Below are 25,059 nucleotides of genomic sequence, written 5' to 3'. Positions count from 1 at the left end.
AGATCAACAATGAGGATCGATCGATCCTTGAGATTTTGCTCACACTACGTATAATCGCTCGGCCGGAATTTTAGACTCATCTTCACCTATTTTACTGTCGCTCAAAGATTGACAGTTTATGTGACTGTGATTACAATTCCGCCTCTTTGTTGAGAGGCGTCGGTTTGTCCCTCTTTTATATATAAAGAAGACGTTAATACCCACGCCGGGTTAACATTGACCTAAAACTACTGATCAGTAAAGGTAATTATCATGAAACGCACTTTTCAACCTTCAGTTCTAAAGCGCAAGCGTACACACGGTTTCCGTGCACGTATGGCTACTAAGAACGGTCGTGCAACAATCAACGCACGTCGTGCTAAAGGCCGTAAGCGTCTTTCTAAGTAATCTTCGATTATTTTGAATACGTACGCGTTCAATCGGGAGTTACGCTTGTTAACTCCCGAGCATTATCAAAATGTCTTCCAGCAAGCTCATAGAGCTGGCTCACCTCATTTCACCATCATTGCCCGTAAAAATAGCCTATCTCATCCTCGACTAGGTTTAGCCGTTCCTAAAAAGCAGATTAAAACCGCCGTTGGTCGTAATCGTTTTAAACGCCTTGCTCGTGAAAGCTTTCGTAACAATCAGCATCAACTTGCTCACAAAGATTATGTTGTTATTGCCAAGAAAACCGCGCAAGATTTAAGCAATGAAGAAATTTTCAAATTGTTTGATAAATTATGGCAGCGCCTGTCTCGCCCTTCACGTGGGTAGCAATCGGCTTAGTCCGATTTTATCAAGGTTTTATTAGTCCAATTCTTGGACCACGTTGTCGTTTTACCCCAACTTGCTCTACTTATACCCTAGAAGCGTTGAAAGCTCACGGTTTTGTAAAAGGGTGTTGGTTATCAAGCAAACGTCTATTAAAATGCAACCCTTTAAATAAGAAGGGTTGGACATACGATCCCGTACCACCAGTCCAACAACAAGACAGAGATAAATAACGATGGATTCTCAACGTAATATCCTGTTAATCGCGCTAGCACTGGTTTCTTTCCTATTGTTCCAGCAATGGCAAGTTGCAAAGAATCCAACGCCTCAGCCGGTTGAGCAGGCTCAATCAAGCAGTACTCTACCTGCACCATCATTTGCAGACGAGCTAGATCCAGCTCCGACGCAGCAAGCTTCTGCTAAAACTATTACCGTGACAACTGATGTATTGACTCTGTCGATTGATACGGTTGGTGGTGATGTTATCAATGCAGATCTGAATCAATACTCGAATGAGCTTGATTCTGAAGACCCATTCGTTCTGCTGAAGAATGAAGCTGGCCACCAATTCATTGCTCAGAGTGGTCTTGTTGGCCCTCAAGGTATCGATCTAAGCAGCACAAACCGTCCAGCTTACGCAGTGAGTGCCGATAGTTTCGTTCTGGCAGAAGGCCAAGATGAACTACGCATCCCAATGACGTTCACAGCAAACGGTCTTGAATACACGAAAACATTCGTAATGAAACGCGGCAGCTACGCTATCGACGTTGAATACGACATCGTGAACAAATCAGGCAACAACGCGACATTTGGTATGTACGCTCACTTACGTCAAAACCTACTTGACGCTGGTGGCAGCATCACAATGCCAACTTACCGCGGTGGTGCATACTCTACTGAAGATACTCGTTACAAAAAGTACAGCTTCGAAGACATGCAGGATCGTAACCTGTCTCTAAACCTTGCTAACGGTCAAGGTTGGGCAGCAATGATCCAACACTACTTCGCTTCTGCGTGGATCCCGCGTAACGAGCCAGGTGCAAACCTATACACTCGCGTGATCGGCAACCTTGGTGATATTGGTGTTCGTATGCCAAACAAAACCATTGCTGATGGCGACAGTGCAAAATTCCAAGCAACACTTTGGGTTGGTCCTAAGCTACAAGACCAAATGGCTGAAGTTGCACCTAACCTAGACCTAGTAGTTGACTACGGTTGGTTATGGTTCATTGCTAAACCACTACACACTCTACTTTCATTTATCCAAGGTTTTGTGGGTAACTGGGGTGTAGCAATCATTTGTTTGACCTTCATCGTACGTGGTGCAATGTACCCACTAACGAAAGCGCAATACACGTCTATGGCGAAAATGCGTATGCTGCAGCCAAAACTGCAAGCAATGCGTGAGCGTATCGGTGATGACCGTCAGCGTATGAGCCAAGAGATGATGGAACTGTACAAGAAAGAGAAAGTAAACCCACTAGGTGGCTGTTTACCTCTGATTCTTCAGATGCCAATCTTCATTGCACTATACTGGGCACTAATGGAGTCAGTTGAACTGCGTCATTCACCATTCTTTGGTTGGATTCATGACCTTTCAGCACAAGACCCTTACTACATCTTGCCACTACTGATGGGTGCATCTATGTTCCTAATTCAGAAGATGAGCCCGACAACGGTAACGGATCCAATGCAGCAGAAGATCATGACCTTTATGCCGGTTATGTTTACTTTCTTCTTCCTGTTCTTCCCGTCAGGTCTAGTTCTATACTGGCTAGTATCGAACGTAGTAACGCTAATTCAACAGTCGCTAATTTACAAAGCACTCGAGAAGAAAGGCTTACACTCTAAGTAACCTTTAAGCGAAATTTAATTGAGAAAGGCGGCCTAAAGGTCGCCTTTTTTATTTGAGCTGATTACAATTCATCACATGATTTATTTGCCACTGTATGGCACCAAGAATAGACAGGCACAACTATGACAACTGATACCATTGTTGCACAGGCAACCGCCCCAGGACGTGGTGGCGTGGGCATTATCCGCGTATCTGGACCACTCGCCTCAAAAGTCGCACTCGAAGTGACTGGCAAAGAGCTGCGTCCACGCTACGCCGAGTACCTGCCATTTACCGAGGAAGATGGCACACAACTCGACCAAGGTATCGCTCTTTACTTCCCTAACCCGCACTCTTTTACGGGCGAAGATGTACTTGAGTTGCAAGGTCATGGTGGCCCCGTTGTTATGGATATGCTGATCAAACGAATCCTTAAAATTTCAGGGATTCGCACCGCACGTCCTGGTGAGTTCTCTGAACGTGCTTTCTTAAATGATAAGCTCGATTTAGCTCAAGCAGAGGCGATCGCAGACCTAATTGATGCTAGTTCTGAAGAGGCAGCAAAGTCAGCATTGCAATCATTACAGGGCGCGTTCTCAGGTCGAATTAATACCCTTGTAGAATCGCTTATCCATTTACGAATCTATGTCGAAGCCGCGATCGATTTCCCTGAAGAAGAAATTGATTTTCTCGCTGACGGTAAAGTTGCCGCAGATCTGCAAACCATTATTGATAACTTAGCTGCCGTGCGCCAAGAAGCGAATCAAGGCGCTATTATGCGTGAAGGTATGAAGGTGGTGATCGCTGGTAGACCAAATGCCGGTAAATCGAGCCTATTGAATGCTCTGTCAGGCAAAGATTCAGCAATTGTTACTGATATCGCAGGTACGACACGTGATGTTCTACGTGAGCATATCCACATTGATGGAATGCCGCTACATATTATTGATACCGCAGGCCTTCGAGATGCGTCAGACGAGGTAGAAAAGATTGGTATTGAACGTGCGTGGGATGAAATAGCACAAGCTGATCGCGTCCTGTTTATGGTTGATGGCACGACTACAGATGCTACGGATCCAAAAGAAATCTGGCCAGACTTCGTTGATCGCCTGCCTGATAACATTGGTATGACGGTGATCCGCAACAAAGCCGATCAAACAGGTGAAGATCTCGGTATCTGTCACGTCAACGATCCTACACTTATTCGCCTATCAGCAAAAACAGGTGAAGGTTTAGAAGCTCTACGTACCCACTTAAAAGAGTGTATGGGCTTTGCTGGTGGCAATGAGGGTGGCTTTATGGCTCGCCGCCGTCATTTGGAAGCATTAGAAAGTGCTTCGCAGCACCTTGATATCGGCCAACAACAGCTTGAAGGCTATATGGCTGGCGAAATACTCGCTGAAGAGCTTCGTATAGCACAACAGCATCTAAGTGAGATCACTGGTGAGTTCAGCTCTGATGACTTGCTAGGCAGAATCTTCACTTCATTCTGTATTGGTAAATAACCCTAGCGCGGCCTTCAAAGCCGCGCTTTTTTTATTTCAACAAGGAATAGAAATGATCCACATTATTACAGGCAGTACGCTTGGTGGTGCTGAATACGTTGGTGATCACTTAAGTGATTTGCTGATTGAAAAAGGCTTCAATACCACCATTCACAACCAACCCGAACTCGCAGAAATCGATACTCAAGGTATCTGGCTTGTGATTACGTCCACCCATGGTGCGGGAGAATATCCAGATAACATCCAACCCTTTATCCAATCTTTGCAAGCGACACCGCCTAAAATGAGCGATGTACAATACGCAACCATAGCCATTGGTGACTCGAGTTATGACACATTCTGTGCCGCTGGGCAGCATGCTCATGACCTACTCACCGACATCGGTGCGACAGCTTTAACGGAGTGCTTCACTATTGACGTACTTAGCCATGACGTACCTGAAGATGCCGCTGAAGAGTGGTTAAACAGCCATATTAAACTGTTCCAAGCCTAAATAAAGTGGTCGTAAGTACGACCACTTCCCACCAAATTTTCTCTCTCTGTATAACTTTCTTCATTTCCTTATGAACTGTTTGCTGCTTTTTTGATCAAACGAGCTGTGGATAAAGTATGATCTATCCGGTGATTAACCTATAGTTATCCAAATAACAACTTAGATCCTTTTTGCCCCCTGTGCATAACTACCATTTTTGATCCCAGTTAATCCTCGATCAGATCAAAGCAAGATCACATGATATGATCCATCTAAGATCCATGATCTTGTTGATCATTTTCTACTTATCCACAGAAAAGGGCGATCTTAATAATAGATCCAATAAAAGATCATATATATAGATCTTATATATATAAGAGTTTTGAACCTTTGAATGAAAAGAGTCAAAAGCATTTTCTCTCTTCGTGAAAGAGGGTAGAATAACGCTCTTTTATCTGTCCAACTCTCTCTTGAATACCTGAGGTCGGTTCATGCTTTATCACGAAAAATTTGACGTCATTGTTGTTGGTGGCGGTCACGCAGGAACGGAAGCCGCACTCGCATCAGCTCGTACTGGGCAAAACACGCTTTTGCTTACACACAATATTGATACTTTAGGTCAAATGTCCTGTAACCCAGCCATTGGTGGTATTGGTAAAGGTCACTTGGTGAAAGAAGTTGATGCAATGGGTGGATTAATGGCTCAAGCCATCGATCACTCTGGTATTCAATTTAGAACATTGAACGCTTCAAAAGGACCAGCTGTTCGAGCAACACGAGCTCAAGCAGACCGCGCACTCTACAAAGCTTACGTTCGTAATGCGCTAGAAAATGCACCTAATCTAACCTTGTTCCAGCAATCGGTTGATGATCTGATTGTTGAAAACGATCAGGTAACAGGTGTAGTGACTCAGATGGGGTTACGATTCCATGCGAAGGCTGTTGTACTCACAGTTGGGACCTTCTTAGGTGGAAAGATCCACATTGGTATGGAAAGCTCTTCTGGTGGCCGAGCTGGGGATCCACCATCGATCGCATTGGCCGATCGTTTACGAGAACTGCCTTTCAGAGTGAATCGTCTTAAAACAGGTACACCTCCGCGTATTGATGCTCGTAGTGTGGACTTTTCTGATCTTGAAGTTCAGCACGGAGATAATCCTGCTCCAGTATTTTCATTTATGGGTAAGCGTGAACATCACCCACGCCAAATTCCATGTTTCATTACTCACACAAATGAAAATACTCATGATGTTATCCGCAACAACCTTGACCGCAGCCCTATGTATGCAGGCGTAATCGAAGGTATTGGCCCTCGCTACTGCCCTTCAATCGAAGACAAGGTAATGCGTTTTGCAGATAAAAACAGTCACCAAATCTTTATAGAACCTGAAGGTCTTGATACGCACGAGCTGTATCCAAATGGTATTTCCACCAGCTTGCCGTTTGATGTTCAAGTTCAAATCGTACGTTCAATGAAGGGTTTCGAGAACGCTCATATTGTTCGCCCTGGTTATGCTATTGAGTACGATTTCTTTGATCCTCGTGATTTAAAACAGACTTACGAAACTAAGTTTATCAATGGTTTATTCTTTGCCGGTCAAATTAACGGTACGACGGGCTATGAAGAAGCTGCCGCTCAAGGTTTGATGGCAGGTCTTAACGCAAGTTTGTACAGTCAGGACAAAGAAGGTTGGAGTCCTCGCCGAGATCAAGCTTATATGGGCGTTCTTATTGATGACCTTTCCACGATGGGCACGAAAGAACCATACCGTATGTTTACTTCACGCGCCGAATATCGCTTACTGTTACGTGAAGACAATGCTGATCTGCGTTTAACAGAGCATGCGCGTAAAGTAGGGTTGATTGATGATCTTCGTTGGGCTCGTTTCAACGAAAAGATTGAGAATATGGAATCAGAACGTCAGCGTCTGAAAGATATTTGGATGAATCCAAAATCGGAAGGCGTTGATGCGCTAAACAGCTTATTAAAAACACCGATGGCTCGTGAAGCGAGTGGTGAGGATCTTCTTCGTCGTCCTGAGATCACGTATGCACAATTGACAGAACTAGAAGCGTTCGCTCCAGCACTAGATGATCAACAGGCCGCTGAGCAAGTTGAGATCCAAGTGAAGTACGAAGGTTACATTAAGCGCCAGCAAGACGAGATTGAGAAATCGCTACGCCATGAGAATACCAAGCTTCCTATCGACATTGATTATTCTCAGGTGAAAGGTCTGTCGAATGAGGTTGTCGCTAAACTCAGTGAAGCGAAGCCTGAATCTATCGGCATTGCTTCGCGAATTTCTGGTATTACACCTGCGGCGATTTCGATTCTTCTTGTTCATCTAAAGAAACACGGCATGCTAAAAAAAGGTGAGGAAGAATAATGTCTCAGCTACGCACACAGCTTGATGCTCTGATTGCTCAAACAGATTTAGAAGTCTCGCCACATCAACGTGAACAGTTGGTGGGTTATGTTGAAATGCTCAACAAATGGAACAAAGCGTACAACTTGACGTCAGTTCGTGAGCCGCAAGAGATGCTCGTTAAGCACATTATGGACAGCATCATTGTTAGTACTCACTTACAAGGTGAGCGTTTTATCGATGTGGGTACTGGCCCTGGTTTACCAGGAATTCCATTAGCGATCATGAATCCGGGTAAAGAATTTTTCTTACTTGATAGCCTAGGCAAGCGAATTCGTTTTATTAAGCAAGTTCTTCATGAGCTAAAGATTGATAATGTGAATCCGATTCAAAGTCGAGTCGAAGAGTATCAACCTGAAGAGAAGTTTGATGGTGTACTAAGCCGAGCATTCGCCTCCATTAAGGATATGGTTGAGTGGTGTCATCACTTACCAAAATCGGATTCAGGTTGTTTCTTAGCATTGAAAGGACAATTACCACAGGATGAGATTGACCAATTACCTGACTGGTGTTCTGTGACCGATGTCAAAGCTTTGAATGTTCCTCAATTGGAAGGCGAGCGTCATCTAGTAATCTTATCGCGCAAGGAATAATAGCGAGGTCCATTGTGGGAAAAATCGTAGCAATTGCCAATCAGAAAGGCGGGGTTGGTAAAACAACAACATGTATCAACTTAGCCGCATCTATGGCTGCGACTAAGCGCAAAGTCTTGGTGATTGATCTCGATCCACAAGGAAACGCGACGATGGCGAGTGGCGTAGACAAATATCAAGTCGACGCCAGTGCCTATGAACTGCTGGTTGAGGACGTACCATTTGAAGATGTGGTATGTCGAAAAACGTCTGGCCACTATGATTTGATTGCTGCCAATGGCGATGTGACTGCGGCAGAGATCAAGTTAATGGAAGTGTTTGCTCGTGAAGTTCGCCTCAAACACGCACTGGCCTCAGTTCGCGATAACTATGATTTCATCTTTATCGATTGTCCTCCTTCTCTAAACCTTCTTACAATCAACGCTATGGCTGCGGCCGATTCGGTCTTGGTTCCTATGCAGTGTGAGTATTTTGCACTAGAAGGTTTAACTGCGTTAATGGATACGATCAGCAAGTTAGCTGCTGTTGTTAACGAAAATCTAAAAATTGAGGGCTTACTGCGTACGATGTATGACCCTCGCAACAGACTATCGAATGAAGTATCCGATCAATTGAAAAAACACTTTGGCAACAAGGTGTACCGCACTGTTATTCCACGTAATGTACGCTTAGCAGAAGCGCCTAGTCATGGTAAACCTGCGATGTACTATGACAAGTACTCATCAGGTGCAAAGGCGTATCTTGCTCTCGCTGGTGAAATGCTTCGTCGCGAAGAAGTCCCTGCATAACGACAACCAAAGGAATTCTGTCTCATGTCTAAACGTGGTTTAGGTAAAGGGCTTGACGCTCTGCTTTCTACTAGCTCATTGGCACGCGAAAAGCAGCAAAATGCTCAACATAGCCAAGAGTTATCATCGGATGGTAATTTAACCGACCTCAATATCAACAGTCTAAAACCTGGTGTCTATCAGCCTCGTAAAGACATGGAAGCTGAAGCACTTGAAGAACTGGCCGCATCGATTGAATCGCAAGGTATTATCCAGCCGATCGTTGTTCGTCAGGTCGAGAGCGATAAGTTCGAAATCATTGCAGGTGAGCGTCGCTGGAGAGCTGCGCGTAAAGCCGGCCTAAAACAAGTACCATGTGTGATCAAAAATGTTGAAGATCGTGCGGCGATTGCGATGGCATTGATCGAGAACATTCAGCGTGAAGATCTTAATGTGATCGAAGAGGCTCAAGCGCTTGATCGCCTTCAAGTCGAATTCAAGCTGACGCATCAACAAGTCGCTGAGGTTATCGGTAAGTCACGTACAACAGTAAGTAACTTATTACGTCTAAATCAGCTCGAAGATGACGTAAAAGGTCTTGTCGCTGAAAAAAGTATCGAAATGGGCCATGCTCGTGCTCTCTTAGCTCTTCAAGGTGACCAGCAAGTAGAAGTTGCTCAGCAAGTTGCTAAGAAGCAACTGACCGTTCGTCAAACTGAACAACTGGTCAAAAAGTGTCTACAGCCTGTTGTTGAAGACAAAAACGAGCCCCAGGACGTTGAGATACAAGAATTGTCACAAAAATTGAGTGTAATGCTTGGTGGTAAAGTTGCTATTGTGCGAAATCCAAGCGGAAAGTCCAAAGTGACGATTAGTCTTGATGAGCCTCACAAATTAGAGCAACTGATTGCCAAGCTAGAGAGCTAAGTGAGATAATTGATCTCAATCAATTATGTAAAAAACGATTTTTTGTGTGAAAGTTGTCGGCTTGTAAACAAAATTGTAACTTTTTGCAGGGTTTTAATTGCAATAAGGTGCACTGACCGTATAATTTTCGCCAATTTCCCAGCACAGAACGAAGTCGTGCAAAGTGGATATTACTAGAGGTACGAATACATGGTAGCTGCGTTAGCGAGACCAGGACGAGAGCTTGCAAAGCAATTGTTGATGATCGAGATATGCGCGGTTACGTTAGTGGCAGCAGGAGTATCGATTGCTGTAAATACTGAATGGGGAGTTTCAGCGCTAATTGGAGGGAGCATTTTTGTTTTCGCCAATGCTGTATTTGCCTTGTGTGCATTTCTTTTTGTAGGAGCGCGTGCCGCGAAAATGGTGGCTGTGTCTTTCTTTACAGGAGAAGCACTAAAGATCCTCATCACAATAGCACTCTTCTCCGTTGCTTACATGTATATCGAGGTGGAACTTGTTCCCCTCAAACTAACCTATTTGCTGGTACTAGGTATTAATATCTTTGCGCCAGCGCTATTCATTAACAACAAAAAATAGGATGAGTTATGGCTGCGCCAGGTGAAGCGCTAACATCGTCCGGATACATTGCCCACCACTTATCAAACCTTTCTTTAGCTAAGTTAGGCTTGGTAGCGGATGAAGCAAGTTTCTGGAACGTACATATCGATAGCCTGTTTTTTTCTTGGTTTACTGGTTTAATCTTCTTAGGAATTTTTTACAAAGTAGCGAAGAGAACGACAGCGGGTGTACCGGGTAAGCTTCAGTGTGCTGTTGAAATGATCGTAGAATTTGTCGCGGAAAACGTCAAAGATACGTTCCATGGACGCAACCCATTGATTGCACCTTTAGCACTGACTATCTTTTGTTGGGTATTTTTAATGAACGTGATGGACTTAGTTCCTATCGACTTCTTACCTTACCCAGCAGAGCATTGGCTTGGTATCCCTTACCTTAAGGTTGTACCTTCTGCTGATGTGAACATCACCATGGCTATGGCTCTAGGCGTATTCGCTCTGATGATTTATTACAGCATCAAAGTGAAAGGTCTAGGTGGTTTCGCCAAAGAACTTGCTTTACATCCATTTAATCACTGGACCATGATTCCGTTTAACCTACTGATTGAAGTGGTATCGCTACTTGCGAAGCCTCTATCACTTGGTATGCGTCTATTCGGTAACATGTTCGCAGGTGAGGTTGTATTCATTCTTTGTGCGGCAATGTTACCATGGTATTTACAATGGATGGGTTCACTACCGTGGGCAATTTTCCATATTCTGGTAATTCTGATTCAGGCCTTCGTGTTTATGATGCTAACGATTGTTTATATGTCGATGGCACACGAAGACGGCGATCACTAATTTTTTAAACTCTTATTAGTCAAAAGTTATATTTGGAGATAGTAATGGAAACTGTACTGAGCTTTTCAGCAATCGCAGTAGCAATCATCGTTGGTCTATGTGCAGTAGGTACTGCAATCGGCTTCGCAGTTCTAGGTGGTAAATTCCTAGAAGGCGCTGCGCGTCAACCAGAAATGGCTCCTATGCTACAAGTTAAGATGTTCATCATCGCTGGTCTACTAGATGCGGTTCCAATGATCGGTATCGTAATCGCTCTACTATTTACTTTCGCAAACCCATTCGTTGGTCAACTAGCTGGTTAATCATTGCTTTTCAAAGGCAAACACTGGTTTGTCATTGATTAACACTAAGTCCAATAAAGAGGGGTAGCTGTTGTGAATATGAACGCAACTCTGCTAGGTCAAGCAATCTCATTCGCACTATTTGTGTGGTTCTGCATGAAGTATGTATGGCCGCCAATCATGCAAGCGATTGAAGAGCGTCAGAAGAAAATTGCTGACGGTCTGCACGCTGCTGAGCGCGCTGAGAAAGACTTAAACCTAGCGCAAGCTAACGCTTCTTCTCAATTGAAAGAAGCGAAGCGCACAGCAACTGAGGTCATCGAGCAAGCAAACAAGCGTAAAGCTCAAATTCTTGATGAAGCTCGCGAGGAAGCTCAGGCAGAACGCCAGAAAATCCTAGCGCAAGCAGAAGCAGAACTTGAAGCTGAACGCAACCGTGCGCGCGATGAACTGCGCAAACAAGTTGCAACTCTGGCTTTAGCTGGTGCTGAGAAAATCCTTGAGCGTTCTATCGATAAAGATGCGCACAAAGATCTTCTCGACAACATTACTGCAAAACTTTAAGTCTGGGGGCGCATATGTCTGATATGACTACTATCGCACGCCCCTATGCTAAAGCAGCATTCGACTTTGCTGTTGAAAAAGGCCAACTAGACCAATGGGGTCAAATGTTGTCTTTTGCAGCGGAAGTTGCCAATAACGAACAAATTCATGAGCTATTAACTAGTTCTACTTCTGCTGAAAAACTAGCAGAAATTTTTGTTGCGGTATGTGGCGAACAAGTTGATGAGTTCGGTCAAAACCTAATTAAGGTAATGGCTGAGAATGGCCGATTAGAGGCCCTTCCTGATGTATGTGCTGAGTTCTTACTACTTAAGCAAGAACACGAGAAAGAAATTAGTGTTGAAGTTATTTCAGCAACTGAGCTTTCAGAACAGCAAAAAGCAGACATCAGCAGCAAACTTGAAACGCGTCTTGAACGCAAAGTCCAGCTGAATTGCAGCGTAGATGAGGCCCTACTTGGTGGGGTTATTATTAGAGCCGGAGACTTAGTCATCGATAACTCAGCACGTGGCCGTTTAAGCCGCCTGAGCGATGCATTGCAGTCTTAATGGGGATTGGAGCATGCAACTTAATTCCACGGAAATTAGCGATCTAATCAAACAACGTATCGAATCTTTCGAAGTTGTTAGTGAAGCTCGCAACGAAGGTACTATCGTATCGGTAAGCGATGGTATCATTCGCATTCACGGCCTAGCGGACGTGATGCAAGGTGAAATGATTGAATTACCGGGTGGCCGTTATGCACTAGCACTTAACCTTGAGCGTGACTCGGTTGGTGCGGTTGTAATGGGCCCATATGCTGACCTTAAGGAAGGCATGAAAGTTACAGGTACTGGTCGTATTCTTGAAGTACCAGTTGGTCCTGAAATGCTTGGCCGTGTTGTAAACACGCTAGGTGAGCCAATTGATGGTAAAGGTCCAATCGAAGCGAAACTAACTTCGCCTGTAGAAGTGATTGCACCAGGTGTAATCGACCGTAAATCGGTAGATCAACCTGTTCAAACTGGTTACAAATCTGTTGACTCAATGATCCCAATCGGTCGTGGTCAGCGTGAGCTTGTAATCGGTGACCGTCAGACTGGTAAAACAGCAATGGCGATCGATGCAATTATCAACCAGAAAGACTCTGGTATTTTCTCAATCTACGTAGCTATCGGTCAAAAAGCATCGACTATCGCTAACGTAGTTCGCAAACTAGAAGAGCACGGCGCGCTAGCAAACACTATCGTTGTTGTTGCATCTGCTTCTGAATCTGCAGCGCTACAATACCTAGCGCCATACGCAGGTTGTGCGATGGGTGAATACTTCCGTGATCGCGGTGAAGATGCACTGATTGTTTATGATGACCTATCTAAGCAAGCGGTAGCTTACCGTCAGATCTCTCTACTACTAAAACGCCCACCAGGCCGTGAAGCATTCCCGGGTGACGTTTTCTACCTCCACTCACGTCTACTAGAGCGTGCAGCTCGTGTAAGTGAAGAGTACGTAGAAAAGTTCACTAACGGTGAAGTAAAAGGTAAAACGGGTTCTTTGACAGCACTGCCTATCATCGAAACTCAAGCTGGTGACGTTTCAGCATTCGTACCGACAAACGTAATCTCGATTACTGACGGTCAGATCTTCCTACAGACTGAGCTATTCAACGCGGGTGTTCGCCCAGCAGTTGACCCAGGTATCTCAGTATCTCGTGTTGGTGGTTCTGCACAGACGAAAATCATCAAGAAGCTATCAGGCGGTATCCGTACTGCACTAGCTCAGTACCGTGAACTAGCGGCATTCGCACAGTTCTCGTCTGATCTTGATGAAGCGACAAAGAAACAGCTAGACCACGGTCAGAAAGTTACAGAACTAATGAAGCAGAAGCAGTACGCTCCAATGTCTGTATTTGACCAAGCTCTAGTAATCTTTGCGGCAGAGCGCGGCTACTTAGCAGATGTTGAACTAAGCAAACTGCTAGATTTTGAAGCGGCTCTACTATCGTTCGCTCGCGGTCAATACGCTGAATTTGCAGCTGAGATCGACAAGACGGGTGCTTACAACAATGAAGTTGAAGAGCAGCTTAAGAAGCTGACTGATGACTTCGTAGCAACCCAAACTTGGTAATAGGTCGGTGGCAGTAATGCCACCAACTAATGGAGAGTAACGATGGCCGGCGCAAAAGAGATACGTAATAAAATCGGTAGTGTTAAAAGCACTCAGAAGATTACGAAAGCAATGGAAATGGTAGCAGCTTCAAAAATGCGTCGTTCTCAAGACGCAATGGAAGCTTCTCGTCCATACGCTGAAACAATACGTAAAGTGATCGGTCACGTAGCTAACGCAAGTCTAGAGTATCGTCATCCATATCTAGAAGAGCGTGAAGCTAAGCGTGTTGGTTACATCATCGTTTCTACAGACCGTGGCCTGTGTGGCGGCTTGAACATTAACGTGTTCAAAAAAGCAGTCACAGATATGCAAAGCTGGAAAGAAAAAGGTGCAGAAATTGAACTAGCATTGATTGGTTCAAAAGCAACTGGCTTCTTTAACAACAGCGGCGCAAAAGTAGCGGCACAGGTATCTGGCCTTGGTGATAAGCCAAGTCTTGAAGACCTAATCGGCTCTGTAAGCGTAATGCTTAAGAAATACGATGAAGGTGAATTGGACCGACTATATGTTGTGAGCAACAAGTTTGTTAACACTATGGTTCAACAACCAACGATCGATCAATTACTACCTTTGCCTAAATCGGACAGCGAAGAGATGCAGCGTACCCACCAGTGGGACTACATCTACGAGCCAGAACCAAAAGCGCTACTAGATACGCTTCTAGTACGTTATGTGGAATCTCAAGTATACCAAGGTGTGGTTGAGAACCTTGCTTGTGAGCAAGCGGCTCGAATGATTGCAATGAAAGCTGCAACTGATAATGCGAGCAACCTGATTGATGACTTAGAACTTGTGTACAACAAAGCCCGTCAGGCTGCGATCACACAAGAACTATCAGAAATCGTTTCAGGTGCGGCAGCGGTTTAAGCTTAGGTAAAACTAAATAGTTAGAGGATTAACGATGGCTACAGGTAAGATCGTACAGATCATCGGTGCAGTAGTCGACGTAGAGTTCCCACAGAGTGACGTACCAAGTGTATACGACGCTCTAAACGTAACGGACTCAAAAGAGCGTCTAGTTCTTGAAGTTCAGCAACAGCTAGGCGGTGGCGTAGTTCGTTGTATCGTAATGGGTAGCTCTGATGGTTTACGTCGTGGAGTTGAAGTAGTAAATACAGGCGCTCCAATTTCAGTACCAGTAGGTACTAAGACCCTTGGTCGTATCATGAACGTTCTTGGTGATGCGATTGATGAGTGTGGTGAAATCGGTGCGGAAGAGACTTACTCTATCCACCGTGAAGCACCAAGCTACGAAGATCAATCAAACGAGATTGCACTTCTAGAAACGGGCGTTAAAGTAATCGACCTAGTTTGTCCATTCGCTAAGGGTGGTAAAATCGGTCTATTCGGTGGTGCAGGTGTAGGTAAGACCGTTAACATGATGGAACTTATCAACAACATCGCACTACAACACTCGGGTCTATCAGTATTTGCTGGTGTAGGTGAGCGTACTCGTGAAGGTAACGATTTCTACTTCGAGATGCAGGAAGCTGGCGTTGTTAACGTTGAAAACCCTGAAGAATCTAAAGTAGCGATGGTTTACGGTCAGATGAACGAGCCACCAGGTAACCGTCTACGTGTTGCACTGACTGGTCTAACAATGGCAGAGCGTTTCCGTGACGAAGGTCGTGACGTTCTACTGTTCGTTGATAACATCTACCGTTACACACTTGCAGGTACAGAGGTATCAGCACTGCTAGGTCGTATGCCTTCAGCGGTAGGTTACCAGCCAACTCTTGCAGAAGAGATGGGTGTACTTCAGGAGCGTATCACGTCAACTAAGTCTGGTTCTATCACGTCTGTACAGGCGGTATACGTACCTGCGGATGACTTGACTGACCCGTCTCCAGCAACAACGTTCGCACACTTGGATGCAACGGTTGTACTTAACCGTAACATCGCTGCAATGGGTCTATACCCAGCGATCGACCCACTAGATTCAACATCTCGTATGCTTGATCCACTAGTAGTTGGTCAAGAGCACTACGACATCGCTCGTGGCGTTCAGCAGACTCTTCAGCGCTATAAAGAGCTGAAAGACATCATTGCTATCCTTGGTATGGACGAGCTATCTGAAGAAGATAAGCAAGTTGTATCTCGTGCACGTAAGATTGAGCGTTTCCTAACTCAGCCTTACCACGTAGCAGAAGTATTTACTGGCGACCCAGGTGTTTACGTACCTCTTAAAGAGACTCTACGTGGCTTCAAAGGTCTACTAGCTGGTGATTACGATGACATTCCAGAGCAAGCTTTCATGTACTGTGGTGCAATTGAAGATGCTATCGAGAATGCGAAGAAGCTATAAGGCTAACTAGGAGGCGATATGGCAGCAATAACCTTTCACCTAGACGTAGTTAGTGCAGAGAAGAAAATCTTTTCTGGCCTAGTTGAAACGTTTCAGGTGACCGGTAGCGAAGGTGAGCTTGGTATTTACCATGGTCACACTCCGCTGCTAACCGCTATCACGCCTGGCATGGTACGTCTTGTTAAACAGCACGGCCACGAGGAATTCATTTATGTTTCTGGTGGTATGGTAGAAGTTCAGCCTGGTACAGCGACTGTACTGGCTGATACAGCTATCCGTGGTGAAGAACTGGATGCAGCTAAGGCTGAAGAAGCTAAACGTCGTGCTCAAGAAGCAATTCAGAACCAGCACGGTGATATGGACTTCGCTCAAGCGGCTAGTGAACTGGCTAAAGCCATAGCTCAGCTTCGAGTTATCGAGCTGACACAACAACGTCGTTAATTTTCAACGTTGTTTTAAAAGTGATAAAGGCGACCGTAAGGTCGCCTTTTTGCTTAATTCTTGCTAGAAATTTATCCTACCCGATTAACTAATCTTCGATTAATGTCTAGAATACCTCTCAGTATAAATACAACGTCAATAAGGTAAGCGAATGAAATTTAGCGCGGTCATTCTCGCGGCGGGCAAAGGGACTCGCATGTACTCGAATAAGCCAAAGGTGCTTCATACGTTGGCTGGTAGGCCAATGGCTAAACATGTGATTGATACGTGTAGCAGCTTGGGCGCGCAAAACATTCATCTGGTTTATGGTCACGGTGGTGATCAGATGCAAGCAGAACTTGCGAAAGAAAACGTCAACTGGGTGCTTCAAGCGGATCAGCTTGGTACTGGTCACGCTGTGGATCAGGCTTCTCCACAGTTTGAAGATGATGAAAAGATCCTAGTTCTATACGGTGATGTGCCACTGATCTCGGAAGAAACGATCGAAGGCTTGCTTGATGCACAACCAACGGGTGGCATTGCTTTACTAACGGTTGTATTGGATAACCCTATGGGATATGGCCGTATTGTTCGCCGCAACGGCCCTGTAGTAGCTATCGTCGAGCAAAAAGATGCGACTGATGAGCAGAAACTGATTAAAGAAATCAATACGGGCGTTATGGTTGCTACTGGTGGCGATCTAAAACGTTGGTTGTCAGGCTTAAATAACGAAAATGCCCAAGGTGAGTATTACCTAACTGACGTTATTGCAGCTGCTCATGACGAAGGTCGTGCCGTAGAGGCGGTACACCCAGTCAACCCAATTGAAGTGGAAGGCGTTAACGACCGAGCTCAGCTAGCTCGTCTTGAGCGTGCTTTCCAATCCATGCAGGCGCAGAAGCTACTAGAGCAAGGCGTGATGCTTCGTGATCCTGCTCGCTTCGACCTACGTGGTGAACTGCAGTGTGGTATGGATTGTGAAATTGATGCCAACGTTATTATCGAGGGTAAAGTATCACTGGGCGATAATGTGGTTATCGGCGCTGGTTGTGTACTGAAAGACTGTGAAATTGACGACAATACGTTGGTTCGTCCATATAGTGTGATTGAAGGTGCGACTGTTGGTGAAGAATGTACTGTTGGGCCATTTACGCGCCTTCGCCCTGGTGCTGAGATGCGTAACGACTCGCATGTAGGTAACTTTGTCGAAGTAAAAAATACACGGATTGGTGAAGGCTCTAAAGCCAACCACTTAACTTACCTAGGTGACTCAGAAATTGGCCAGCGTACCAATGTTGGTGCTGGTGTGATTACGTGTAACTACGATGGTGCAAATAAGTTTAAGACGAAGATCGGCAATGATGTCTTCGTTGGTTCAGACTGCCAGCTGGTGGCGCCAGTAACGATTGCTGATGGTGCAACTCTTGGCGCAGGTACTACATTAACAAAAGACGTAGCAGAGGGTGAGTTAGTCATCACTCGCGCCAAAGAACGTAAAATTTCAGGTTGGCAACGTCCAGTAAAGCAAAAGTAATTTCTGATCGTACTTCAAACTGAACTAAAGCAAAGCCGCTCATTATGAGCGGCTTTGTTGTATTTACTACATTGGAAATCGAGTTAATGGCTAGGAATAGCGACTCGTTTTTCTAACCAACGAACGGCTTGAGAGACTAAAAGAATTAGCACTAAATATTCTAAGACAAGGAAGGTATAAATCTCTAAAGGTAAGTACTCATTTACCACTAACTCGTTGGCACGACGGGTTAGGTCACTGAGACCAATCACACTGACCAGTGAACTCATTTTAAGAATGTAAACAAACTGGTTCCCCAACGGCGGTAAGATTTGTCGAAATGCTTGTGGAAAAATCACTAGACGCATCTTCTGCCAGTAATTCAAACCGAGTGACTCAGCAGCTTCATGTTGGCCGCGACTGATGGCTTGAATTCCCCCACGAAATACTTCAGCCATAAAGGCACTTTCCGCGATAGTTAGAGCGATCACTCCTGCCCAGAAGTGATCTAACGAGATGTCCAATAAAGTCGGCATACCATAGTAAACCCACAGTAGCAGAACGAGCACAGGAACAGATCGCACGCTTTCTACATAGATTCTGTTGATAGCACGCAAGTATTTGATAGGTGAAAGCGCAGGTAATGCGATGATTAGCCCGAGCGTCATGGCAAATAGCATACTCAGCAGAGAGACTTGAATTGTGTCGCTAAAACCTGCGACTAGAAACCATAGGTTGGTTTGGCCTTGATCGGTTGTTGGGTCAAGAACGTACCAACCCCATTGATAATCCGAGCAGCCGGTGAGAAGTAGCAGTGAACTAAGCAATAGATAACGAGAAGTCACATTACACCTTGTATTGACTAAAAAAATCCGTTTGATGCTGCTATGTTAGCAATGAACGGACTTAATTCGTAATAACTTTAGGGAAGATATAATGAACAAGTACATATTAGCACTTGGGTTGTGCTTACTTTCAATAGGTCAGGTCATGGCTGAAACCAGTCGTTTACACCAAATCCTAGATAAAGGAGTGCTACGTGTTGGCACTACTGGGGATTGGAATCCGATGACAATGAAGGATCCAGCAACTAATAGTTATCGTGGTTTTGATATAGATGTAACCACGGAGCTGGCGAAGGATCTTGGTGTAAAAGTTGAATACGTTGCGACGGATTGGAAAACGCTGGTAAACGGGATTACCGCTAATAAGTACGACATTACTGGTAGCGCTTCGCTTAATATGTCGCGTGCCAAAGTAGCAGGCTACAGTCAGCCATACTTCTACTTGGCGTTTGTTCCTGTGGTACAGAAAAAAGATTTAGAAAAGTTCTCCGATTGGAGTGACTTTGACAAAGCTGAAATAAAAGTAGCGGCAACGCTAGGTACAGTACAAGAAAAGATGGTGAAAGAGTTCTTTCCATCTGCACAGCACGTGGTCATTGAAGCCCCTGCGCGTGATTTCCAAGAGCTACTTGCACGCAGAGCTGATGTCTCGGTGACTTCAAATGTAGAGGCTGCAACGTTGGTGGAAAAGTTTAATCAATTGGCCATCGTTCCGGTTAAAGATCCACGCAAACCAACGCCAATTGCGATGTTGCTTCCACAGGATGATCAGGTTTGGATTAACTATCTGAATCACTGGGTGGAGCTCAAGAAAACTCAAGGCTTCTTTAAAAAAACTGCTGAAAAGTGGGGGCTGAAGAGTTTGTAACTACTTACTTATCTTATTGAAGCTAAAAAGAGCCGCATCAGCGGCTCTTTGCTTATTTATTCATCACCGACCACTCTTGAGTTGTCAGGTGTCATGAAGTGCTGAGACAGTTCACGATTAGACACTATGTATCCAATCCACAATCCACCCATACAAATCACAATCGCAATACCTGTTACCATTTGCGCCTGACTTGCCATTGCGGCGACTAGAGCACTCGATAGGCTGCTGACACAGATCTGTAAACTATTTTGTAACCCTGCAGCTGTGGCGGGACTCTGTTGCGCACTCGCCAATGCTCGGTTTACGACGATTGGGTAGAGAGCACCGTTAGCGACCGCAATTAAGCAGAACGGAGCAAGTATTGGCCAGATAGACGTAAGCGTCCATTGAGAGGCGATAAATATGAGTAGGGAAGCAACGCTAAACAGCCCGATTAGCTGGCGCAGCACTTTCTCATCACCATATTTCTTCACTGATACTTTACCTAGGTAACCGCCAAGCATGAAAGCGATAGTCTGAGGGATAAAGCTCAAACCTATATCTTTTGCTTCATAACCCAGCTGAGCCATGATCTCTGGCATCCCTGTTAGGTAAGCAAAAAAAGCAGCTGAGGCAGTGGCAAACATTAATACATTACCAAGATAGGTCTTAGAGCGAAGAAGCGCTTTGATATCGGCAGATACTGACGTTGATTTTGGCTGATCCGGTTGGTCTTTTTGAGCCATGGTGACCGCCACTAGTAGGACACCCATTACTGTTAACGCAACAAAAATGCTGTGCCAACCAAAACTATCAGCCAATAGAACGCCAAGCTGAGGAGCAAGAGCAGGTGATAGCGCCACTAACGGCATTATCGTTGCAAATATTTGCTGACTCTGGCTAGAGTAGCGCTTAATCACCATAGCTTGCCAAATAACGGCTGGAGCACACACGCCAATAGCTTGTACAAAGCGTAGTGATAGCAACTGCCATACTTGATCGCTAAATGCTAAGCCAAACGATGCAACCGTAAATAGTGCTAAACCAGCTGCGAGAGTATTTCGGTGCCCAAACTTATCTGAAGCTAGGCCCCATAGTAGCTGTCCTACTGCCATACCAACGAGAAAAACGGTTAATGAAAGTGCGATATACTCTGGGCCAGTTGCGAAGTCTATTTCCATTGCTTTAAATGCAGGTAAGTACATATCGGTCGCAATAAAACCGAGCATGGAAAGTGCTGCGAGGTAAATGAGTTGTAGTTTAGAAATGGTCATGATTTTTCCAATCAAATTATTTAATCATTAATTACTCAGTATCAGTTAGCGCTAACCCTGATTTATTTGCCCTACTATTCTATTTTTCGATTTATTTAATTAGAAACGCTAAAATTGTAGGTTATTAATCAAATTTTTTGATGGGTGAGCTATGTTCTCAAAATCTTCGCTAGAAATGCTTGATACAGTCGCGAGGCTCGGTAGCTTTACCGCAGCAGCTGATGTGTTGCATAAAGTTCCATCTGCAATCAGCTATGGAGTTAGGCAGGTAGAACAAGAACTGGACGTTGTATTGTTTCGTCGTTTACCGCGTAAGGTCGAGCTCACACCTGCAGGGGAGTTGTTCATTGCAGAAGCTCGGATGTTATTGAGGCAAATGGAAGACTTAAAGTCCCAAACACGCCGAGCGGCTCAAGGCTGGCAATCAACGTTAAAACTAACGCTCGACAATGTCGTTAAATTAGACAAGCTCAAGCCAATGGTTGAGAGCTTCTATCAAAAGTTTGAGTTCGCAGAATTGCAGATCAATATGGAAGTCTTTAATGGCTCATGGGAAGCGATTGCTCAAGAGCGTGCTGACATCGTTATCGGTGCCACGTCTGCTATTCCTATTGGTGGAGACTTTGAAGTTAGAGATATGGGCGTTCTTGATTGGGCGTTTGTTATGTCTCCTGCTCATCCATGTGTCCGTGAGCAACATTTAAATGAAGCTTTTGTTAGTCAGTTTCCGGCCATTTGCTTAGATGACACTTCTAGTGTGCTACCGAAAAGACATACTGGCCATTACCCTCAGCAGCGAAGGTTGCTATTGCCGAACTGGTACAGCGCGATCGAGTGTTTGAAAAACGGTATTGGAGTGGGCTATATGCCACGCCATATTGCTCAACCACTCATTACGGAAGGAACGCTTGTCGAAAAGGTATTACCGGAAGATAAACCCCTGAGTCAATGTTGCTTGGTATGGCGTAAAGATGATAACCATAAAATGATTGAATGGATGGTTAACTATCTTGGTTCGAGTGACCAGCTTCATCAAGATTGGATTCGAGCGGGTTAATACATGCCAAGAAACTAGTTCAACTAAGTGCGTAATGTGACAATGAAGCAATACTAGATAAATAACCACAAATTGTTAATTGAGTTTTGTATAAACATTGTTAGTATTTGGACTATTGTTCTGTAAATGTTTAATGAGTGGCTTGTGAGAATTGTCGATACAAAATGGCAAATATTGCCCATCGTCATCCTATCGATATCGATGCTACTGGGTTTGTATGGGTTCTATGTGACCCTAGAGAAGCTGGTGGTTGAAAATGAAAGTGACCGTTTAACTTCACTGATGTCAGATGTTATCTATGAAATCAGAGAAGATAGCGGTTCTTTTACTCCAGATCTCGATGTTGATAATTATATTGGTGACTTAACACAAGCTAGTCCTAGTCTACGTATCCAAGTAATCGCTACTGACGGTATGGTTATCGGTGATACTGATTTATCTGATCACGCTCTGGCAAATGTTGAAAACCACGGCAATCGCCCCGAGTTTATTCAAGCGATTGAAACGGGGAGTGGTAGCGATGTTCGCTTTAGTACAGTCACTTCGACCGATCGTATTTATCATGCGGTTAAAGAGAGTGTGAATGGTAGCGATTATGTTGTTGTTATCTCTTCCCCTATGTATCAATTAAAGCAGATGAACTCTCAGTTGATGACTATCTTAGTTGGTATGGTTCTGCTCAGTTTAAGCTTTTTGATTGGAACATCTTATGTCAGTAATCGACAAATCAATCTCAAAGTGGAAGAAGAGCAAAAGAAGCAAGATGAGCGGATTCGCCAGCGTACTCATGAAATAGAATTAATGCACCGCTTAGCTAATATGCTCGCTGCGTGTAACAACATGGTTGAAGCACAAAAGATCGTATCGGATATATTGCCGAGAATTTTAGGTAATGTTAATGGTAGTGTCTCTTTGATGCGTTCCTCACGAAACCAATTGCTGACTCAATTGGACTGGGGTGAACCATGGGTAGGAAGTCATGCTTTCTCTCCTGATGAGTGCTGGTCTCTAAGAAAGGGACGAGTCCACCTCTCTAATGATGACTTTCATTCGCTCTCCTGTGGCCATATGGGGGAGATAGAAAATAACCAAACTTTGTGTATCCCGCTGACTGCTCATGGTAATACGATTGGTATTATGCACCTCTACTTTGGTCAAGGTGATGTGAAGATTGATGCTATAACAGAGCAATTAGCGTTCAGTGTCGGTGAGCATTTAGGGCTAGCACTAGCGAACCTTAACCTGCAAGAGAAACTCCGTTCACAAGCATTGAGTGACCCACTTACTGGACTATTTAACCGTCGCTTCTTTGAGCAGAAATTGGCTGATTTAACCATGAACTCTAGTAGTGGGGATTATGAAATATCGTTACTGATGCTAGATCTGGATCATTTCAAGCGCTTCAACGACAACTTCGGTCATGATGCAGGTGATTATGTCTTAAAAGAGATTAGCTTGTTACTTAAGAACTCAGTTAAAGATGATGAAGTTGCCTTCCGCCTTGGTGGTGAAGAGCTTGCCATTCTTCTTCCTGGTTATGATGTTGAAGCGGCTACTATGTTTGCAGAACAAATTTGCCAAGAAGTGCGTGCGATGCATTTGGAACATAAAGGTTTATCGCTTGGGCAATTAGGGGTTTCGATTGGTGTTGCGTCATTCCCACAACCAGCGTCTGATTCTGAATCTTTGGTAAAAATGGCAGATAAAGCGCTCTATATGGCGAAAGACCTTGGTCGTAGTCGAGTGGTTAATCACCTACAATACAAACATACTAAGACAGATACGGAACTACTTGAGCTTGAGTTGGCAGAGTTTATGTCTACTTCAGAGCAGCAAGAGATAGTTGAAGAAAAAAGTGAAGAAGCCCCTGCTTAGTCATTGTAAGAATTAGAAAAATGCCCGCATTTACGCGGGCATTTTTGTTTACTGAGCGTCAGATAGTTACGGGCGTTCAAACACGGTTGCAATGCCCTGACCTAAACCGATACACATGGTTGCCAGACCGTATTTAGCATCTTTTGCTTCCATTAGGTTGATCAGCGTCGTCGAGATTCGGGAACCAGAGCAGCCAAGCGGGTGACCCAGTGCAATTGCGCCACCGTTAAGGTTGACCTTCTCATCCATCACATCAAGCAGACCTAGGTCTTTGGCACATGGCAGAGATTGAGCTGCAAATGCTTCGTTTAGCTCAATAACATCCATATCTTCAATGGATACACCGGCACGTTTGAGCGCTTTCTGTGTCGCAGGAACTGGCCCGTAACCCATGATGGAAGGATCGCAACCAGCAATCGCCATGCCTTTAATGCGTGCGCGAATCTTCAAGCCAAGTTCATTGGCTTTCTCTTCACTCATGATCAACATTGCTGATGCACCATCAGATAGTGCCGATGATGTACCAGCTGTTACCGTGCCGTTTGCTGGATCGAACACAGGGTGAAGTTGAGACAAACCTTCTACTGAAGTTTCAGGACGAATCACTTCATCATGATCTAGAGTAAATAGCGTACCGTCTGCAGCGTGCCCTTCGATTGGAAGGATTTCGTTTTTAAATCGACCTTCTACCGTTGCGGCGTGTGCTCGAGCGTGAGAACGTGCGGCAAACTCGTCTTGCTGCTCTCGGCTAATACCATGCAGTTTACCTAGCATCTCAGCGGTTAAGCCCATCATACCAGCGGCCTTAGCAACCGTTTTTGACATACCAGGATGGAAGTCAACGCCGTGGTTCATTGGTACATGACCCATGTGTTCAACACCGCCTATCAAGCAGATTTCTGCATCACCTGTCATGATAGCGCGTGTACCATCATGCAGAGCTTGCATCGAAGAGCCACACAGACGGTTAACAGTAACTGCACCAATTTCAATCGGCAGACCTGCAAGCAGAGCAGCATTACGAGCTACGTTAAAGCCTTGCTCTAGTGTTTGTTGTACACAACCCCAGTAGATATCTTCAATTTCACTTGGGTTAACTTGTGGGTTACGCGCCAGAATACCTTTCATCAAGCGCGCAGACAGATCCTCTGCTCGTGTATGACGGAAAGCACCACCTTTAGAGCGACCCATTGGAGTACGTAGACAATCGACTACGACAACATTTCTTGTTTGATTAGTCATTTTAGAATCCC

The 25,059-nt window shown here is 44.7% G+C and carries 26 protein-coding genes; 23 read left to right on the top strand and 3 right to left on the bottom strand.

Annotated elements, in window-relative coordinates; genetic code table 11:
• Positions 1 to 252: 252 nt before the first annotated feature.
• From rpmH to glmU, 20 genes are all read left to right on the top strand, one after another.
• Complete coding sequence (gene rpmH / locus AAFX28_RS08820; protein ID WP_004411068.1) at positions 253 to 387, top strand: 50S ribosomal protein L34; 135 nt, start codon at positions 253 to 255, stop codon at positions 385 to 387.
• Between the two features lie 45 nt (positions 388 to 432).
• Positions 433 to 756, top strand: coding sequence for a ribonuclease P protein component (rnpA, locus tag AAFX28_RS08815; RefSeq protein WP_004411073.1), 324 nt, complete (start codon positions 433 to 435; stop codon positions 754 to 756).
• Positions 723 to 986, top strand: a complete 264-nt coding sequence (yidD, locus tag AAFX28_RS08810; protein ID WP_408687105.1) for a membrane protein insertion efficiency factor YidD — start codon at positions 723 to 725, stop codon at positions 984 to 986. Before rnpA ends, yidD begins: the two co-directional genes overlap by 34 nt.
• A gap of 2 nt (positions 987 to 988) precedes the next feature.
• Complete coding sequence (gene yidC, locus AAFX28_RS08805) at positions 989 to 2,608, top strand: membrane protein insertase YidC (RefSeq protein WP_408687104.1); 1,620 nt, start codon at positions 989 to 991, stop codon at positions 2,606 to 2,608.
• A 122-nt stretch (positions 2,609 to 2,730) separates the two neighbouring features.
• Positions 2,731 to 4,092 carry a tRNA uridine-5-carboxymethylaminomethyl(34) synthesis GTPase MnmE gene (mnmE, locus tag AAFX28_RS08800; protein ID WP_408687103.1) on the top strand — a complete coding sequence of 454 codons (1,362 nt, stop codon included), beginning with the start codon at positions 2,731 to 2,733 and terminating at the stop codon, positions 4,090 to 4,092.
• Positions 4,093 to 4,144: 52 nt separating this feature from the next.
• A complete protein-coding gene (gene mioC, locus AAFX28_RS08795) occupies positions 4,145 to 4,585 on the top strand; it encodes an FMN-binding protein MioC (protein ID WP_408687102.1) in 441 nt (146 codons plus the stop codon).
• Between the two features lie 470 nt (positions 4,586 to 5,055).
• On the top strand, positions 5,056 to 6,951 hold the full coding sequence (gene mnmG / locus AAFX28_RS08790) for a tRNA uridine-5-carboxymethylaminomethyl(34) synthesis enzyme MnmG (RefSeq protein ID WP_408687101.1): 1,896 nt from the start codon (positions 5,056 to 5,058) through the stop codon (positions 6,949 to 6,951).
• Positions 6,951 to 7,583, top strand: coding sequence for a 16S rRNA (guanine(527)-N(7))-methyltransferase RsmG (gene rsmG / locus AAFX28_RS08785; RefSeq protein ID WP_408687100.1), 633 nt, complete (start codon positions 6,951 to 6,953; stop codon positions 7,581 to 7,583). Before mnmG ends, rsmG begins: the two co-directional genes overlap by 1 nt.
• 14 nt (positions 7,584 to 7,597) lie before the next feature.
• Positions 7,598 to 8,371 (top strand): ParA family protein, encoded by a 774-nt coding sequence (locus tag AAFX28_RS08780; protein ID WP_408687099.1) that lies wholly within the window; start codon positions 7,598 to 7,600, stop codon positions 8,369 to 8,371.
• A 24-nt stretch (positions 8,372 to 8,395) separates the two neighbouring features.
• Positions 8,396 to 9,277: a ParB/RepB/Spo0J family partition protein gene (locus tag AAFX28_RS08775; protein ID WP_408687098.1), complete on the top strand. Its 882-nt coding sequence runs from the start codon at positions 8,396 to 8,398 to the stop codon at positions 9,275 to 9,277.
• A 189-nt stretch (positions 9,278 to 9,466) separates the two neighbouring features.
• Positions 9,467 to 9,856: a F0F1 ATP synthase subunit I gene (locus tag AAFX28_RS08770; RefSeq protein ID WP_408687097.1), complete on the top strand. Its 390-nt coding sequence runs from the start codon at positions 9,467 to 9,469 to the stop codon at positions 9,854 to 9,856.
• A gap of 8 nt (positions 9,857 to 9,864) precedes the next feature.
• A complete protein-coding gene (gene atpB / locus AAFX28_RS08765) occupies positions 9,865 to 10,677 on the top strand; it encodes a F0F1 ATP synthase subunit A (protein WP_053440011.1) in 813 nt (270 codons plus the stop codon).
• A 44-nt stretch (positions 10,678 to 10,721) separates the two neighbouring features.
• Positions 10,722 to 10,979, top strand: coding sequence for a F0F1 ATP synthase subunit C (gene atpE / locus AAFX28_RS08760; RefSeq protein WP_000450922.1), 258 nt, complete (start codon positions 10,722 to 10,724; stop codon positions 10,977 to 10,979).
• Between the two features lie 72 nt (positions 10,980 to 11,051).
• Complete coding sequence (gene atpF / locus AAFX28_RS08755) at positions 11,052 to 11,522, top strand: F0F1 ATP synthase subunit B (protein WP_004417263.1); 471 nt, start codon at positions 11,052 to 11,054, stop codon at positions 11,520 to 11,522.
• Between the two features lie 14 nt (positions 11,523 to 11,536).
• Positions 11,537 to 12,070, top strand: coding sequence for a F0F1 ATP synthase subunit delta (gene atpH / locus AAFX28_RS08750; protein WP_408687096.1), 534 nt, complete (start codon positions 11,537 to 11,539; stop codon positions 12,068 to 12,070).
• Positions 12,071 to 12,083: 13 nt separating this feature from the next.
• On the top strand, positions 12,084 to 13,625 hold the full coding sequence (gene atpA, locus AAFX28_RS08745; RefSeq protein ID WP_126575758.1) for a F0F1 ATP synthase subunit alpha: 1,542 nt from the start codon (positions 12,084 to 12,086) through the stop codon (positions 13,623 to 13,625).
• A 42-nt stretch (positions 13,626 to 13,667) separates the two neighbouring features.
• Positions 13,668 to 14,534: a F0F1 ATP synthase subunit gamma gene (atpG, locus tag AAFX28_RS08740; protein WP_005476185.1), complete on the top strand. Its 867-nt coding sequence runs from the start codon at positions 13,668 to 13,670 to the stop codon at positions 14,532 to 14,534.
• 34 nt (positions 14,535 to 14,568) lie between these two features.
• On the top strand, positions 14,569 to 15,972 hold the full coding sequence (atpD, locus tag AAFX28_RS08735) for a F0F1 ATP synthase subunit beta (RefSeq protein ID WP_171760901.1): 1,404 nt from the start codon (positions 14,569 to 14,571) through the stop codon (positions 15,970 to 15,972).
• Between the two features lie 18 nt (positions 15,973 to 15,990).
• Positions 15,991 to 16,413, top strand: coding sequence for a F0F1 ATP synthase subunit epsilon (locus AAFX28_RS08730; RefSeq protein ID WP_126575760.1), 423 nt, complete (start codon positions 15,991 to 15,993; stop codon positions 16,411 to 16,413).
• A gap of 151 nt (positions 16,414 to 16,564) precedes the next feature.
• Positions 16,565 to 17,926, top strand: a complete 1,362-nt coding sequence (gene glmU / locus AAFX28_RS08725; RefSeq protein WP_408687095.1) for a bifunctional UDP-N-acetylglucosamine diphosphorylase/glucosamine-1-phosphate N-acetyltransferase GlmU — start codon at positions 16,565 to 16,567, stop codon at positions 17,924 to 17,926.
• A gap of 83 nt (positions 17,927 to 18,009) precedes the next feature.
• Here the strand turns inward: glmU and AAFX28_RS08720 are convergent, their stop codons facing one another.
• A complete protein-coding gene (locus tag AAFX28_RS08720; protein WP_408687094.1) occupies positions 18,010 to 18,750 on the bottom strand; it encodes an amino acid ABC transporter permease in 741 nt (246 codons plus the stop codon).
• A 91-nt stretch (positions 18,751 to 18,841) separates the two neighbouring features.
• On the opposite strand from AAFX28_RS08720, the gene AAFX28_RS08715 reads away from it, so the two are divergent.
• Complete coding sequence (locus tag AAFX28_RS08715) at positions 18,842 to 19,618, top strand: transporter substrate-binding domain-containing protein (protein WP_408687093.1); 777 nt, start codon at positions 18,842 to 18,844, stop codon at positions 19,616 to 19,618.
• A 56-nt stretch (positions 19,619 to 19,674) separates the two neighbouring features.
• Here the strand turns inward: AAFX28_RS08715 and punC are convergent, their stop codons facing one another.
• On the bottom strand, positions 19,675 to 20,874 hold the full coding sequence (gene punC / locus AAFX28_RS08710) for a purine nucleoside transporter PunC (protein WP_408687092.1): 1,200 nt from the start codon (positions 20,872 to 20,874) through the stop codon (positions 19,675 to 19,677).
• 151 nt (positions 20,875 to 21,025) lie between these two features.
• On the opposite strand from punC, the gene punR reads away from it, so the two are divergent.
• Both punR and AAFX28_RS08700 read left to right on the top strand, forming a co-directional pair.
• Complete coding sequence (gene punR / locus AAFX28_RS08705; protein WP_408687091.1) at positions 21,026 to 21,931, top strand: DNA-binding transcriptional activator PunR; 906 nt, start codon at positions 21,026 to 21,028, stop codon at positions 21,929 to 21,931.
• Positions 21,932 to 22,132: 201 nt separating this feature from the next.
• A complete protein-coding gene (locus AAFX28_RS08700) occupies positions 22,133 to 23,806 on the top strand; it encodes a GGDEF domain-containing protein (protein ID WP_408690846.1) in 1,674 nt (557 codons plus the stop codon).
• A gap of 66 nt (positions 23,807 to 23,872) precedes the next feature.
• Here AAFX28_RS08700 and fadA read toward each other — a convergent pair whose 3' ends face one another.
• On the bottom strand, positions 23,873 to 25,048 hold the full coding sequence (gene fadA / locus AAFX28_RS08695; protein ID WP_408687090.1) for an acetyl-CoA C-acyltransferase FadA: 1,176 nt from the start codon (positions 25,046 to 25,048) through the stop codon (positions 23,873 to 23,875).
• Between the last annotated feature and the right edge of the window lie 11 nt (positions 25,049 to 25,059).

This window comes from Vibrio sp. TBV020 (assembly GCF_046056895.1).
Lineage (GTDB): Bacteria > Pseudomonadota > Gammaproteobacteria > Enterobacterales > Vibrionaceae > Vibrio.
The sequence above is the reverse complement of the archived record's forward strand: the minus strand, read 5'-3'. Positions and strand labels throughout refer to the sequence as shown.

Bases quoted from the DNA above. Each gene is read 5' to 3' on its own strand.
- mnmE (WP_408687103.1), top strand. From the start codon at position 2,731: ATGACAACTGATACCATTGTTGCACAGGCAACCGCCCCAGGACGTGGT.
- rsmG (WP_408687100.1), top strand. From the start codon at position 6,951: ATGTCTCAGCTACGCACACAGCTTGATGCTCTGATTGCTCAAACAGAT.
- yidD (WP_408687105.1), top strand. From the start codon at position 723: ATGGCAGCGCCTGTCTCGCCCTTCACGTGGGTAGCAATCGGCTTAGTC.
- mioC (WP_408687102.1), top strand. From the start codon at position 4,145: ATGATCCACATTATTACAGGCAGTACGCTTGGTGGTGCTGAATACGTT.
- atpE (WP_000450922.1), top strand. From the start codon at position 10,722: ATGGAAACTGTACTGAGCTTTTCAGCAATCGCAGTAGCAATCATCGTT.
- AAFX28_RS08715 (WP_408687093.1), top strand. From the start codon at position 18,842: ATGAACAAGTACATATTAGCACTTGGGTTGTGCTTACTTTCAATAGGT.
- AAFX28_RS08730 (WP_126575760.1), top strand. From the start codon at position 15,991: ATGGCAGCAATAACCTTTCACCTAGACGTAGTTAGTGCAGAGAAGAAA.
- yidC (WP_408687104.1), top strand. From the start codon at position 989: ATGGATTCTCAACGTAATATCCTGTTAATCGCGCTAGCACTGGTTTCT.
- punC (WP_408687092.1), bottom strand. From the start codon at position 20,874: ATGACCATTTCTAAACTACAACTCATTTACCTCGCAGCACTTTCCATG.
- fadA (WP_408687090.1), bottom strand. From the start codon at position 25,048: ATGACTAATCAAACAAGAAATGTTGTCGTAGTCGATTGTCTACGTACT.
- AAFX28_RS08770 (WP_408687097.1), top strand. From the start codon at position 9,467: ATGGTAGCTGCGTTAGCGAGACCAGGACGAGAGCTTGCAAAGCAATTG.
- glmU (WP_408687095.1), top strand. From the start codon at position 16,565: ATGAAATTTAGCGCGGTCATTCTCGCGGCGGGCAAAGGGACTCGCATG.
- atpH (WP_408687096.1), top strand. From the start codon at position 11,537: ATGTCTGATATGACTACTATCGCACGCCCCTATGCTAAAGCAGCATTC.
- atpG (WP_005476185.1), top strand. From the start codon at position 13,668: ATGGCCGGCGCAAAAGAGATACGTAATAAAATCGGTAGTGTTAAAAGC.
- atpB (WP_053440011.1), top strand. From the start codon at position 9,865: ATGGCTGCGCCAGGTGAAGCGCTAACATCGTCCGGATACATTGCCCAC.
- rpmH (WP_004411068.1), top strand. From the start codon at position 253: ATGAAACGCACTTTTCAACCTTCAGTTCTAAAGCGCAAGCGTACACAC.
- punR (WP_408687091.1), top strand. From the start codon at position 21,026: ATGTTCTCAAAATCTTCGCTAGAAATGCTTGATACAGTCGCGAGGCTC.
- atpD (WP_171760901.1), top strand. From the start codon at position 14,569: ATGGCTACAGGTAAGATCGTACAGATCATCGGTGCAGTAGTCGACGTA.
- mnmG (WP_408687101.1), top strand. From the start codon at position 5,056: ATGCTTTATCACGAAAAATTTGACGTCATTGTTGTTGGTGGCGGTCAC.
- AAFX28_RS08700 (WP_408690846.1), top strand. From the start codon at position 22,133: ATGCTACTGGGTTTGTATGGGTTCTATGTGACCCTAGAGAAGCTGGTG.
- atpA (WP_126575758.1), top strand. From the start codon at position 12,084: ATGCAACTTAATTCCACGGAAATTAGCGATCTAATCAAACAACGTATC.
- AAFX28_RS08775 (WP_408687098.1), top strand. From the start codon at position 8,396: ATGTCTAAACGTGGTTTAGGTAAAGGGCTTGACGCTCTGCTTTCTACT.